General features: G+C 68.7%; 11 protein-coding genes and 1 tRNA gene. 8 read left to right on the top strand and 4 right to left on the bottom strand.

All coding sequences use genetic code 11. From position 1 onward, the window contains the following. Nucleotides 1-2,760, bottom strand: a 2,760-nt coding sequence (locus tag AB0J09_RS38550) for a BTAD domain-containing putative transcriptional regulator (RefSeq protein WP_360702184.1), incomplete at its 3' end; no start/stop codon positions are given. 97 nt (nucleotides 2,761-2,857) lie between these two features. On the opposite strand from AB0J09_RS38550, the gene AB0J09_RS38545 reads away from it, so the two are divergent. Continuing rightward, nucleotides 2,858-4,657 carry a glycoside hydrolase family 15 protein gene (locus AB0J09_RS38545; RefSeq protein WP_360702182.1) on the top strand — a complete coding sequence of 600 codons (1,800 nt, stop codon included), beginning with the start codon at nucleotides 2,858-2,860 and terminating at the stop codon, nucleotides 4,655-4,657. Here AB0J09_RS38545 and AB0J09_RS38540 read toward each other — a convergent pair. After that, complete coding sequence (locus AB0J09_RS38540) at nucleotides 4,632-5,054, bottom strand: YbaB/EbfC family nucleoid-associated protein (RefSeq protein WP_360702179.1); 423 nt, start codon at nucleotides 5,052-5,054, stop codon at nucleotides 4,632-4,634. The two genes, AB0J09_RS38545 and AB0J09_RS38540, sit on opposite strands and share 26 nt — an antisense overlap. A gap of 126 nt (nucleotides 5,055-5,180) precedes the next feature. On the opposite strand from AB0J09_RS38540, the gene AB0J09_RS38535 reads away from it, so the two are divergent. From AB0J09_RS38535 to AB0J09_RS38515, 5 genes are all read left to right on the top strand, one after another. Continuing rightward, nucleotides 5,181-5,480, top strand: coding sequence for a hypothetical protein (locus tag AB0J09_RS38535; RefSeq protein WP_360702176.1), 300 nt, complete (start codon nucleotides 5,181-5,183; stop codon nucleotides 5,478-5,480). Nucleotides 5,481-5,491: 11 nt separating this feature from the next. Continuing rightward, on the top strand, nucleotides 5,492-6,208 hold the full coding sequence (locus AB0J09_RS38530; RefSeq protein WP_360702173.1) for a hypothetical protein: 717 nt from the start codon (nucleotides 5,492-5,494) through the stop codon (nucleotides 6,206-6,208). Between the two features lie 18 nt (nucleotides 6,209-6,226). Continuing rightward, entirely contained in the window at nucleotides 6,227-8,584 is a 2,358-nt protein-coding gene (locus AB0J09_RS38525) for a right-handed parallel beta-helix repeat-containing protein (RefSeq protein ID WP_360702170.1), read from the top strand. Continuing rightward, nucleotides 8,581-9,021 (top strand): hypothetical protein, encoded by a 441-nt coding sequence (locus tag AB0J09_RS38520; RefSeq protein ID WP_360702167.1) that lies wholly within the window; start codon nucleotides 8,581-8,583, stop codon nucleotides 9,019-9,021. Before AB0J09_RS38525 ends, AB0J09_RS38520 begins: the two co-directional genes overlap by 4 nt. 149 nt (nucleotides 9,022-9,170) lie before the next feature. Further along, a complete protein-coding gene (locus AB0J09_RS38515) occupies nucleotides 9,171-9,710 on the top strand; it encodes a phospholipase (protein ID WP_360702164.1) in 540 nt (179 codons plus the stop codon). Here the strand turns inward: AB0J09_RS38515 and AB0J09_RS38510 are convergent. Both AB0J09_RS38510 and AB0J09_RS38505 read right to left on the bottom strand, forming a co-directional pair. Continuing rightward, on the bottom strand, nucleotides 9,599-9,853 hold the full coding sequence (locus AB0J09_RS38510) for an NUDIX domain-containing protein (RefSeq protein WP_360702187.1): 255 nt from the start codon (nucleotides 9,851-9,853) through the stop codon (nucleotides 9,599-9,601). The genes AB0J09_RS38515 and AB0J09_RS38510 overlap by 112 nt on opposite strands. A gap of 238 nt (nucleotides 9,854-10,091) precedes the next feature. Further along, a tRNA-Lys gene (locus AB0J09_RS38505) sits at nucleotides 10,092-10,165 on the bottom strand. Between the two features lie 109 nt (nucleotides 10,166-10,274). On the opposite strand from AB0J09_RS38505, the gene AB0J09_RS38500 reads away from it, so the two are divergent. Both AB0J09_RS38500 and AB0J09_RS38495 read left to right on the top strand, forming a co-directional pair. Beyond that, on the top strand, nucleotides 10,275-11,123 hold the full coding sequence (locus AB0J09_RS38500; RefSeq protein WP_360702161.1) for a MoxR family ATPase: 849 nt from the start codon (nucleotides 10,275-10,277) through the stop codon (nucleotides 11,121-11,123). After that, entirely contained in the window at nucleotides 11,107-12,471 is a 1,365-nt protein-coding gene (locus AB0J09_RS38495; RefSeq protein ID WP_360702158.1) for a VWA domain-containing protein, read from the top strand. Before AB0J09_RS38500 ends, AB0J09_RS38495 begins: the two co-directional genes overlap by 17 nt. Nucleotides 12,472-12,623 lie beyond the last annotated feature (152 nt).

Below are 12,623 nucleotides of genomic sequence, written 5' to 3'. Positions count from 1 at the left end.
GAGCGCCTCCGATGCGCGCCCCTGCCGCAGCCGCACCTCGCCCAGCGCGTACGTGGCCAGCGCCTCCCCCAGCCCGTCCCCGCACTCGCGGAACAGCGACCGCGCCCGGACCAGCGCATCGACGGCCTCGTCGAACCGGCCGAGCGCGCCCAGCGCCTCGCCGAGCCTGCGCAGCACCTTGCTCGCCGAAACACGATTCCCGATGACCTCGTTGATCAGCAGGCTTTCCTGGTAGCACCGCACCGCCTCGGCCACCTCTCCACGCAGGTAGCAGGCGGTGCCCAGAGCCCGCAGCAGGTCGCCGCGCGCCCGCGGGTCGTCCCCGGCCTTGGCCAGCCGTTCCTGGCAGAGCCGCACCGACTCGCCGTACCGGCCGAGCTCCATGTGGATCCAGATCGGCCACGTCCAGGCGTAGTCGAGCCCGCCCGTGTCGCCCAGTTCCTCCAGCATGGCGATGGCTCGGTACGCGTCGTCCAGCCCTTCCTCCCACAGCCCGGCCCCGTGGTGGCACGCGGACCGGTTGATCAGCGCGTACGCGGCCCCATGCGAGTCCCCGATCCTCAGAAATTCCCCATATAACCGGCCGAAGTGCGCCCCCGCCATCCCGTAGATCCCGCGCGACAGCGACGCCCCCGCCAGGATCAGCTCGGCCCGCAGCGCGGTCCGCTCGCTGGGCGCCGCCGCGATCACGACCTGCTGCACCCGCTCAACGTCGTCCAGAAACCCCTCGAGGTTCAGGTACGCGGACAGATGGTGCGCCAGCTCGGCCGCCTCCTCCGCCATCCCCAGCTCGACGGCCGCCGACACGCTGTGGATGAGCGTCCTGCGCTCTGCGGCCAGCCACGCGATGCCGAATCCCTCGGAAGACTCCGACTGCGGATACGGTGGCGCGGTCGGAATGGGCAGGTCGCGAGTCGCCGCCCTGATCCGGCGTAAGCACTCCAGCACGTGCCTGGTCAGCGCCGCCCGCTGCTCCTCCGGATCGTCCTCGGCATGGGCGCGTTCGCCGGCGTAGACCCGTAACAGATCGTGCAGCCGGTAGCGCGGCTGGCCCGCCCCGTCGACCTCGCCCGCGTCGAGCATTCCCCTGGCGACCAGGGTCTCCAGCGCCTCGTCGGCTTCGAGCGCCGGCACGCCGAGCAGCGCCGCCGCCGACCACTCGGCGATGCTTCCCAGATCCGCCAGCCCGAGCAGCCTGAACGCCCGCCGCGCCGGCTCCGGCAGGGCCGCGTAGCTCTCCGAGAACGTGCCGCGCACGTCAAGCCCGCCCACGACCAGCTCGTCGAGCCGCCGGCCCTCGAGCCTGCTGGCGAACTCGCGTACCGGCCAGGAAGGACGGATCGCCAGCCGCGCGCCCGCCACCCTGATCGCCAGCGGCAACATCCCGCACGCCAGCAAGATGGCCTCCGCCGCCTCCGGCGCCGCCCCGAGCCGAACGCCGCCCGCCACCCGCTCGAGCAGCAGCCGGGCGTCGTCCTCGCCCGGGAGGTCCAGCGGCAGGCGGGTGGCCCCCTCCAGGACGGGCATCCGCGACCTGGACGTCACCAGCACGCAGCACCGCGCCGTGCCCGGCAGCAGGTGGCGCACCTGCGTCTCGTCCTGGGCGTCGTCGAGCACGATGAGCACCGCCAGGTCGGCCAGGCGCTGCCTGAGCAGCCTGGCCCGCTCCTCCAGCGGCTCGGGGATCAACGTGCCGTCCACGCCCAGAGACCTGAGCAGCTCGCCCAGCAGGTCGCCAGGGCGTCTCGCCCCGGCCGCGTCGCGGCCCAGCCGCAGGAAGACCTGGCCGTCGGGGTAGTCGGCACGTAACAGGTGCGCCGCGTGCACAGCGAGCGTGGTCTTGCCCACCCCCGGCAGTCCCGAGACGACCACGATGGGCGGCGACATCCGGTCCGCCCTGGCCCGCGCGGCGGGCAGCAGCACATCGAGCTCGGCCTGCCTGCCCACGAAGTCGGAGGTGTCGGCGGGGAGCTGGCACAGCGGCGCGCGGAAGACGGAGGCGCTCTGCCCGGTGGCCGGCCCAATGGTCGGCGCGGGGTCGCCGGCGAGCAGGGCGGCGTGCAGGTCGGCCAGCTCACGGCCCGGCTCGAGGCCCAGCTCCGTGCGGAGCACCGCGCGGGCCTGGCGGAAGGCGTCCAGTGCCTCGCTGCGCCGACCGGTCCTGTGCAGGGCCAGCATGAGCTGCGCCCACAACCGCTCGCGCAGCGGGTGGGCGGCGACCAGCGTACGCAGCTCGGCCACCAGGTCTTCCCCGCCGAGCTCCAGCCGCACGTCGATCCACTCGGACCTGGCCATGAGGAGCTGCTCCTCCAGCTCGGCGATCCTGGGCGCCATCGCGCTGCCGAGCCGGGCGTCCTCCGCGGGGCTGCCGCGCCACAGGGACACCGCCGCCTCGTAGGCTCGCGCCGCGGTCTGGCGCTCGCCGGCCCGCCTCGCGCGCCGCGCCCGCCGTACGGACTCCTCGAACGCGAGCAGGTCGAGCCGGTCGGGTGTCAGCTCGCATGTGTACCCGAAAGGCTCCGTGCGCAGGTGGAGCGCGGTGCCGCGCATGGTGCGGCGCAGCTGGGAGACGTACGTCTGGATGTTGGCCACCGCCGAGCGCGGCGGGTCGTCCCAGACGGCGGCGACCAGGCGTTCGGTTGAGACGGCGACATTGGGATGGAGTAGCAGGGCGCTGAGCACCGCCCGCTGTTTGGCGCTCAGCCGGACAGACCCTTCTGCGCCATGCACGCGCAGGGATCCCAGAACCGCGAAATCCACTGTGGCATCTCCCCGAAGCCGTCCGGACCCACGAGGCAGTACATCCCTTGCCGAACGTTTTGGCAACCGTCGACCTTGGCCCGTCTAGTTTGATGACATGGGGTATCTGCCGATCGGCGAACACGGGCTGATCGGCGACCTGCGGACGGTCGCCCTCGTCGGCACGGACGGCACGATCGACTGGTACTGCTGTCCGCGCTTCGACGCGCCCAGCGTGTTCGCCTCGATCCTCGACGACGAGCGGGGTGGGTCATTCGAACTGGCCGCCGACCTGCCCGTGCGGACCACCCAGTTCTACGTCCCCGACACGAACGTGCTGGTCACCCGGTTCTTCACCGACGAGGGCGTGGCCGAGGTCCAGGACTTCATGCCGATCGTCGAGGAGGAGTCGCACGAGGCCGACCGGCACCGGCTGATCAGGCGGGTGCTGTGCGTGCGCGGCGCGCTGCCGTTCCGCGTGCTGGTGGCCCCCCGGTTCGACTACGGCTCCGAGCCGCACACCGTGCACATGATCGACGGTCAGGCCATATTCGAGTCGTCCGGGTATTCGCTGATCCTGACCTCCACCGTGCCCCTGGAAAGTGACGGGCGGGACGTCCGGGCGCGGTTCAAGCTCACCGAGGGTGAGCAGGCCGTCTTCGCCCTCGACCGGGCGGCCGAGGGAATCGTGCGCAGATCGTGCGCGCTCATCGAGGCCGAGAAGGCGTACGGCGACACGGTGCGGTACTGGCGGCACTGGCTGTCCGCCTCCTGCTACCGCGGCCGCTGGCGGGAGATGGTGCACCGCTCCGCGCTGACGCTGAAGCTGCTCACGTACTCGCCGACCGGCGGCATCGTCGCGGCGGCCACCACGAGCCTGCCGGAGCAGATCGGCGGCGGGCGCAACTGGGACTACCGCTACGTGTGGGTACGCGACGCGGCCTTCTGCGTGTACGCCCTGCTCAGGCTGGGCTTCACCGAGGAGGCCGAGGCGTTCATGAGCTTCCTGTCGGAGCACGTCACGCTCGGCCGCGGCCGGCCGTCAGGCCCGCTCCAGATCATGTACGGCATCGACGGTCGCACCGAGTTCCCCGAGCGCGAGCTCACCCACCTGAAGGGCTACCGCGGATCCGCCCCGGTACGCGTGGGCAACGCCGCCGCCGGCCAGCTCCAGTTGGACATCTACGGCGCCCTCATCGACTCCATCTACCTGTACAACAAGTGGGGCCAGCCCATCTCCAGCGCACGCTGGGACGAGCTGTGCGTGCTGGTCGAGTGGGTCTGCGACAACTGGGACCAGCCGGACGAGGGCATCTGGGAGACCCGCGGCGGCCGCAAGAACTTCGTCTACTCCCGCCTCATGTGCTGGGTGGCCGTGGAGCGCGCCATGCGCGTGGCCATCCACCGCGGGCTCCCGGCCGACGTGCCACGCTGGCGCGAGACCCGCGACGCGATCTACCGCCAGATCATGCGGGACGGCTGGTCGTCCACGCTGAACGCCTTCGTCCAGCACTTCAACGAGGACGTGCTGGACGCGTCGGTGCTGATGATGCCGCTGGCCAAGTTCGTCTCACCCACCGATCCCAAGTGGCTGTCCACGCTGGACGCCCTGGCCGAGGGGCTGGTCTCCGACACGCTGGTGTACCGCTACGACCCCGAGGTCAGCCCCGACGGGCTGCAGGGCGAGGAGGGCACGTTCTCGATCTGCACCTTCTGGTACGTCGAGGCGCTGACCAGGGCGGGCCGCCTGGAGGAAGCGCGCCGGGTCTTCGACAACATCCTCAGCTACGCCAACCATCTCGGCCTGTACGCCGAGCAGATCGGGCGCTCGGGCGAGCAACTCGGCAACTTCCCCCAGGCGTTCACTCATCTGGCCCTGATCAGCGCCGCCTTCAACCTTGACCATGCCCTGGGCTGAAGCGTTCCATCTCCCTGATGAAGGCGGCGTGGGCGTCGTTCACCTGGCGCTCCATGGCCTCGTACGCGGCCGGATCCACGGACGTGCTCACGCCGGCCTCGGCGATCAGGTCGTGGGTCTGCCGGGCGCAGTCGTCCTGCGCGCCACTGACCGCGCGAAGCAGCTCGCCCGCCAGGTCCTGGCTGGCAAGGCGCATCACGCGCGGGTTGAGCTGAATCGAGTCGATCCGGCCCGAGCTGTCGGCCCCCACGACGATCATCCCGTCTGCCCCCGTACCGGTGCCGCGGATGCTGTTGATCCGCTCCTGGAGGCCGGCGAGCCGCCGCAGCGCCTCATCCGCCTCCCGCGCGACTCGTTCCAGGTCTTCCGGACTGATACCACCCGGATCCAGCAACATACGCCCCCTATGTCGCAAATGTAACTTAGATCACTCCTGACTTGCCACAAAATACTAGATACCCTCATGCTGCGTTAAGCCAGTGTTTCGGATCTTGCAAACTGCTGGCCAACGAGGGGAGAGGTTATGTCGCAGGACATCTACGTCACGTCCACAACGATCGCTTCCATCCAGAGCAACCTCAACGAATACGTCATCCCCGCCCTCGAACGGCTCAAGGGCTCCGTTGACAGCACCGGGGTCCCCTGGCCGGGCTTCGGCAGCCTGGGCTTCATCCTGGTCGGCAAGTACGACGACGTCCGGCACGACGTCAAGGGCTACGCCGACGACGCCATCGAGACCATCCACAACTGGATCGACGCCCTGGAGACGATCAAGAAGAACTGGCGGGCGGCAGAAGACGCCAGCACCGTCGTCTACCAGTGAGGACCTGACTCATGCCCTATGCGATGCTGCACGCGAAAGCGGCGATGGACGAGCTCAAGGTGGCCGCCAGGTCGGCCCCGGCCATCATGATCGGCGTGACCATCGCCGCGACCGCGCTGGCGAACGTCCCCGGCATGGGCGACGCCAAGGCCAACTGGAACTCGCTGGCCAAGGCCCTGGAGGTCGAATACCCGAGCGTCCTCCAGAACGCCGTCTTCCTGTCCAGGGCGGGCTGGATCGCCGACGACCGGGAGCAGTTCCTCCACGCCGTCGCGACGTTCGCCGGCGACCTGCAGAAGCTCAGCGGCCTCTGCTACAACATGGAGTCGCAGGTCGACCAGGTGCGCGACCGCTACGCGCTCTACTGGATGGAGATCGGCGTCCTGGCGGCCACCATCATGGCCTACATCATGGCCGCCCAGGCCATGAAGCTCACGCCGCACCTGCGCGCGTACGGCGAGATTCTGCTCAACCGGCTGAGCGCGCTGACCAACGCCATGATCGCCCAGAAGACCAAGGTCCTGGTCGGCTTCCTGGGCGCGGCGGGCGCCACACTCGCGACCAGTTCGCAGTCGCTCGGGCAGCTCTTCAACATCCAGCCCACCGAGGGCGCCAAGATCGACTTTCAGCGCGCCGTCATCCCGGACACGCCGCCCAACCAGTGGATCGCGCCCAAGAAGGAGAAGCCGACCACCGCGCAACCCGAAAAGCCCGAAAAGCCCCGTTAACTGGAGGTCATAGCCGGCATGCCGAGCAGAGTCCTGGGTGTTCTCGTAGCGGCCACACTGTTCTCCCCGGCCGGGGCGCCCTTATCCTGGGCGTCCCCATCCGGAAAGACCGTCGTCTACGTGTCCCCGGAGGGCAGAGCGGGCGCCACCGGCACGCAGAAGGATCCGTTCGGGACCGTCGAGCAGGCCCGCGATGCCCTCGCGGGCCGGACGAGCGCTCGCGATCCCGGCGTCGTCTACATCAGGGGCGGCGTGTACCAGACCTCCAAGACCATCCAGCTCAGCGGCGAACGGGACTCCTACGTCACCTACGCTGCCTACCCGGGCGAGCAGGTCGAGTTCGCCGGGGTGACCACGCTCAAGCCGGAGAAGTTCCACAGGCTGAGTGACGTCCCCGCGGACGAGGCCAAGTGGTCGTCGAGTTCGCGGGTCCCGGAAGCGGCACACGACAAGGTCTACGTCTACGACCTGGGCGCCGAGGGCATCCCCACCGGGCAGATCAACAAGAACGGGTTCAACTGGAAGCTGCAGCCGTACGCGCCCGAGTTGATCATCGACGACGCGGCGCAGACGCTGGCGCAGTACCCGAACGGCGGCGAGAAACTGGACCGCGCCGACCTCACCGTCAAGGTGGCGCCCAAGGGCGCCCGCGACTACTTCTCGGACAAGACCGCCGACGGCACCACCATGCCCTACGAGGACATGCTCAAGCTGCCCGGCCCCGTCTACACAACTGTCGACCCCGCGCTCAAGGACCACTCCGCCACGTGGGCCCCGCCCGACGGGACCCCCGACAACACGAAGTACGAGACCGACGGCTGGCTCTCCGGCTACTTCGGCAACAACTACGCCAACGACCGCGTACGCATCGACTCCGTCAACGGGGACGAGCTCAAGACCCGCTACCCCACGATGTACGCCGCCACGGACAAGTGGACGTCGTTCGTCGCCCAGAACGTGCTGAGCGAACTGGACACCGAGGGCGAGTACTACATCGACCGCTGGAACGGCGGCAACACCCTCTACTACTACCCGCCCGGCGGGACCGTCGAGGGCAAGCAGATCAGCCTCACCTCCTTCGACGCGCCGTTCTTCACGCTGGAGAACGTGAAGGGCGTGACGCTCAAGGGGCTGAAGCTGAACGGCACCACGGGCACCGGCGTCCGCCTGCTGGACGCGGAGTCGTGCACCATCGACGGCCTGGAGATCCTCAACGTCAGCATGGACGCGGTCGCGATCGGCGAGGCAAACGACGCGATCACGGCGATCGCCGAGTACCGCACGAGCCGGGGCGGGCACCGCAACAGAGTGATCAACAGCAGGCTGCATGACCTGGGCGGCGGCGGGGTGTTCACGGCCGGCGGGAACCGCGATTCACTGGAGCGCGGCGACCACGTGGTGGAGCACAACGAGATCTACGACTTCTCCAAGCTCGCCACCTACACCCCCGCGGGCTACATGTACGGCGTCGGCAACACCTTCCGCTACAACCATGTCCACGACGCGCCCCACATGGCCATCCAGATCATGGGCAACGACATGGAGGTCAGCCACAACAGGTTCGAGAACCTCGTGACGCACGCCTCCGACCAGGGGGTGATCTACGCGGGCCGCGACTACACGTACCTGAACAACGTGATCTCCTACAACCTCTTCAAGAACGTGGGTCGTGCCGGCAACCAGGCCGTCTACATGGACGACGGGGTGTCGGGGATGGTGGTCCACCACAACGTCATCGACGGAGCCCAGCACGGGCTGTTCTTCCAGTCGGGGCACAGCAACGTCGCGTACGACAACGTGTTCAAGGACGTGACGTACGTCGGGCACGACAAGCTCTACCACGAGGGCGGGCCGAAGTTGCCGGTGCCCAATTCCAAGGTCGTGGTCGAGCGTTTCAATGACATGCTCAAAGTGGGTGACGGCACCGGATTCACCAACACGCGCGAGAACGTCGAGAAGTGGTACGGCCGCTACGGCCGGCAGTACCCGAACATCCGGTCCTGGTACGTCCCCGCGGACTCGAGCGGGCAGATCTGCACCGCGATCGGCACCACGGAGTGCACCGAATCGTACGTCTGGAGCAACCCCGACTCCCTGTACGTGCCGTCCCACAACGTCCTGACCCGGTCGGTGAGCATCGCCTCCGGCGACTTCGCCTACACCGACGACGCCGGCGGCCTGAGCGTCAAGACGTTCAACCCGGACTTCGACTCGTACAACGTCAAGAAGGAGACCGCCGCCGAATTCGCCTTCGATCCGGCCACGGGCAAGTTCGACGCGGCCACCACGCCGCTCAACACCGCTGAAGGATTCGGCCGGAAATGGGTAAAGGACTGGAACACGCACTTCACCTTGGAGGGCATCGGACCGGCGTGACGAGAAACACGGGTCTCGTGGTGGCGGCGGCGGGCTGCGCGCTGGCCGCCCCTGTAGTCGTCTGGTGGCTGCTGGGAGATCTGAGCGCGGCGGCCCCACCGGGCACCGAGCTCGACCATGCGGTCCGCCCGCCGGCCATCGATCCGTGGGCCGAGCGCGCCGCCGGCATCGCGGCGGTGCTGGTGACGGCCGGCACGCTGGCCCTGCTCGTACGGGCCTCCCGGCGCCGCCGGTTCGACCGCCGCTGGTGGGCGGCGCTCCTGCCGGCGCTGGCCGCGGGCGCCATCGCGGGAGCCGGTTGGCGGGTGGTGACCGCGGGGACGCTCGGCGCCAACATCGGCGCCGGGCTGACGATCATCCTGGGCGGCCCTCTCGTGGCCCTGCTCCTGCTGTGGGCACTCGGCTGGTCGGTCCGCCTCCTGGTGTCCAGTCGCTGACTTCGTCCGCTGACAGAAAATCGGCTTCTTGTAAACATCCATCCTGCGCGAAGCCTTCCTCCGGAATTGAGCAAGATCTGCTTCTGCATTCCCAGCCGTTTCGGGTCATCGTGAGGACGTCCCTCCCCCCGGCTTAGGAGCAGGTCCTCATGGCCAGACGATCCCGCGCCGCACTCACCTCCGTCGTCCTCTCCCTGATCACCGTGCTCGGCTTCGCGTTACCGGCGCACGCGGTGACCCTGCAGCAGAAACTCGCCGCGCTCTCCGGGTTCACCCAGCCCACCACCGCCAGCGCCGGCTCCTGGCGGGCCGCCTGGGAGAACCAGGCGGCGTGGGCCGACTACGCCTTCGACTGGTCGACCGACCTCTGCTCGAGCAGCCCCGACCAGCCGCTCGGGTTCGATTTCAGAATGCCCTGCAGGCGGCACGACTTCGGCTACCGCAATTACAAGGACGTGAGCCAGTTCCCGGCGAACAAATCACGCATCGATGACGCGTTCTACTTCGACATGAAGCAGGTGTGCTCCAAGTACTCGGGGGTCTCCAAGTCCACCTGCAACGGCCTCGCCTGGACGTATTACCAGGCGGTCAAGGAGTTCGGAAGCCTCGTCGTCACCGACGAGCAGATCCAGCAGGTGCAGCGGCAGGCGGAACTGGACGCCCAGAACGCCGAGAGCGCCGACGCCTGAAACACGTCGGGCGGGGATGCCGCCACCGGACCGACCGCCTCCGGCTCGACCTGCAGCCCGGTCTCTTCGCGTAGTTGACGGGCGGCGGCCACAGCCAGGTCCTCGCCGCTGTGCACCCCACCGCCAGGGGTGAACCAGGCCAGGTCCGGGACCTTGGTCGGCCCCTGCCCAGGAAGAGCAGGATCCGGTCGTGGTTGTCGATTAAGAGGATGCGGGCAGTGGGCGCATGATCGGTTCGGCTACGGCAGCGAGCCTATCGGGCGGCTCAGGAACGAGTGGCCGTAATGTGTCCTGCACAGCCGCGGCCTGGCCAGCTTGACGGGCAGGGTGGCCGACAACGAAGAAATCCCAGTTCAGAACCTGAACTGGGATTTCTCGAAGTGCGCCGCCAGGGACTCGAACCCCGGACCCGCTGATTAAGAGTCAGCTGCTCTAACCAACTGAGCTAGCGGCGCTTGCTGAGAGGAATATACCGGTGATCCCCAAGTTGGTCGAATCGGTATCAGGTCGGCCAGTCCGGCTAGAATAAAGTTCGGCCACGAGCTCCGGCAGACAGGATCATCGATGTTCGACTCCCCCGACGACGTGACGGAGCGGCTCGCCGCCGTGGACTACCTCTCCGACGACGCCATCTCCACGTCGGTGTTCCTGGCCGCGGCGCTGGGCAAGCCGCTGCTGGTCGAAGGCCCGGCGGGCGTGGGGAAGACGCAGCTGGCCAAGGCGGTGGCCATGGCGACCGGGGCCGAGCTGATCAGGCTGCAGTGTTACGAGGGCCTCGACGAGGCCAGGGCGCTGTACGAGTGGAACTACAAGAAGCAGCTGCTCAGGATCCAGGCCACGAGCGCCGACGACGACATCTTCTCCGAGGAGTTCCTGCTGGAGCGGCCGCTGCTGAAGGCGATCAGGACCGCGGGGCCCACCGTGCTGCTCATCGACGAGACCGACAAGGCCGACGTCGAGGTCGAAGGGCTGCTGCTCGAGCTGCTGTCCGACTTCCAGGTGACGATTCCGGAGCTGGGGACCATCGTCGCGACGCGCCGGCCGTACGTGGTGCTTACCTCCAACGCCACCCGCGAGCTGTCGGAGGCGCTCAAGCGGCGCTGCCTCTACCTGCACCTCGAATACCCCACCCCCGAGCGGGAGCGGGACATCGTGCTCAGCCAGGTGCCGGGCATCCGGGCCGACCTGGCCGAGCGGCTGGCCAGGACGGTCGCGACGCTCCGGGCGCTCGAGCTGAAGAAGGCTCCGTCGGTGGCCGAGACCGTGGACTGGGCGAACACGCTGCTCGCGCTCGGGCGGGAGGAGCTGGACGAGGCCACCGTGGCGGGCACGCTGGGCGTGGTGCTCAAGCACGCCTCCGACCAGACGCGGGCGGTCAAGGAGCTGGGGCTGCCGGATGTCGCTGGTCGATAGACATGTCGGGTTCGTGCAGGCGCTGCGCGAGGCCGGGATACCGGTGTCGGTGGCCGAGGGGCTGGATGCCGCGCACGCGCTGCGGGTGATCGAGCTGAGCGATCGGGAGTCACTGCGTGCCGCCTACGCGGCGACGCTGGTCAAGAAGCCCGCGTACAGGCCGGGGTTCGACGTGCTGTTCGACCTGTGGTTCCCGGCGTCGACGTCCGGCATGTACGCCCCACGCACGCATATGCCGATAAATCCGGAGAAGGCCTCTACCGAGGAGCTCCGCGACCACCTCGCCCGGCTCCTGACCGGCAGCACCGACCAGGAGATGCGCGAGTTCGCCCAGGCCATGGTCGGGCGCTTCGGCCGCCAGCCCACGACGAGCCCGGGGCGGCAGAACTGGTTCTCCTACAGCGTCATGCGCGCCCTCTCCCCTGAGACGCTGATGGCCCGCATCCTCCAGAACGTCCTCCAAGGCCAGGAGCGCGGCGGCCTGGCCGAGAAGAACGTGCGCAGGCGCGTCTACGACAACACCAGGCGCTTCGAGGACGCCGTGGCCACCGACGTGCGCCGCCGCATCGCCGAGGACTCGGGGATCGAGCGCATCGCCCGTTCCGCCGTACGCCCCCCGCTCGACCAGATCGACTTCCTCCGCATCACCAAGGCCGATCTGGCCCGGCTGCGCCGCGAGGTGTATCCGCTGGCCAGACGCCTGGCCACGCGCCTGACGATCAAGCAGCGGAAGGGCCGGCGCGGCCGGCTCGACTTCCGCAGGACCATGCGGGCCTCGCTGCAGAGCGGCGGCGTGCCGCTGACCACCCATTTCCGGCCCCCGCGCCCGCACAGACCCGAGCTGGTCATCCTCTGCGACACCAGCGACTCGGTCTCGTCGTTCGCGCACTTCACGCTGCTGCTCACGTACGCGCTCAGAGAGCAGTTCACCAAGGTGCGCGCGTTCGGGTTCGTGGACACGGTGGACGAGATCACCAGGTTCTTCGTCCCGGGCGCTGACGTGGTCGAGGCCATGACCAGGCTGGCGAACGAAGCCGACATGGTGCGCTTCGGCCGCACCAACTACGGGCACTCACTGGAGCGCTTCGCCGAGCGGTACGGCGACGCCATCGGCCCCAAGACCTCGCTGCTGATCCTGGGTGACGCCCGCTCCAACTACCAGCCGCCCGCCCTGGACGTGCTCAGGTCGCTCGTGGCCCGCACGCGCCACGCGTACTGGCTCAACCCGGAGCCCACGGCGCAGTGGGACACGGGAGACTCGGTCGCCAGTGAGTACGGCGCGGTCGTCCCGATGTACGAGTGCCGCAACGTCGCCCAGCTCACCGCCTTCATCGAGACGCTCGCCTGAGCGCACAAGCCGGTTTCGCCCGGCGCGTCAGGTGCGCTGGAGCTCCCTGGCCGCGGTGCGGGCCAGCAGCTCGATCTGCTCGTCGTTGAGCACGACGCCGTCGGCCGACTTGATCACCTTGGCCGCCAGCCGCGGCTTGAGCAGCGTCAGCC

Origin of the sequence: Nonomuraea sp. NPDC049784 (genome assembly GCF_040659615.1) — a bacterium.
Taxonomy (GTDB): Bacteria; Actinomycetota; Actinomycetes; order Streptosporangiales; family Streptosporangiaceae; genus Nonomuraea.
The sequence above is the reverse complement of the archived record's forward strand: the minus strand, read 5'-3'. Positions and strand labels throughout refer to the sequence as shown.

Bases quoted from the DNA above. Each gene is read 5' to 3' on its own strand.
- AB0J09_RS38540 (WP_360702179.1), bottom strand. From the start codon at position 5,054: ATGTTGCTGGATCCGGGTGGTATCAGTCCGGAAGACCTGGAACGAGTC.
- AB0J09_RS38515 (WP_360702164.1), top strand. From the start codon at position 9,171: ATGGCCAGACGATCCCGCGCCGCACTCACCTCCGTCGTCCTCTCCCTG.
- AB0J09_RS38500 (WP_360702161.1), top strand. From the start codon at position 10,275: ATGTTCGACTCCCCCGACGACGTGACGGAGCGGCTCGCCGCCGTGGAC.
- AB0J09_RS38535 (WP_360702176.1), top strand. From the start codon at position 5,181: ATGTCGCAGGACATCTACGTCACGTCCACAACGATCGCTTCCATCCAG.
- AB0J09_RS38545 (WP_360702182.1), top strand. From the start codon at position 2,858: ATGGGGTATCTGCCGATCGGCGAACACGGGCTGATCGGCGACCTGCGG.
- AB0J09_RS38525 (WP_360702170.1), top strand. From the start codon at position 6,227: ATGCCGAGCAGAGTCCTGGGTGTTCTCGTAGCGGCCACACTGTTCTCC.
- AB0J09_RS38530 (WP_360702173.1), top strand. From the start codon at position 5,492: ATGCCCTATGCGATGCTGCACGCGAAAGCGGCGATGGACGAGCTCAAG.
- AB0J09_RS38495 (WP_360702158.1), top strand. From the start codon at position 11,107: ATGTCGCTGGTCGATAGACATGTCGGGTTCGTGCAGGCGCTGCGCGAG.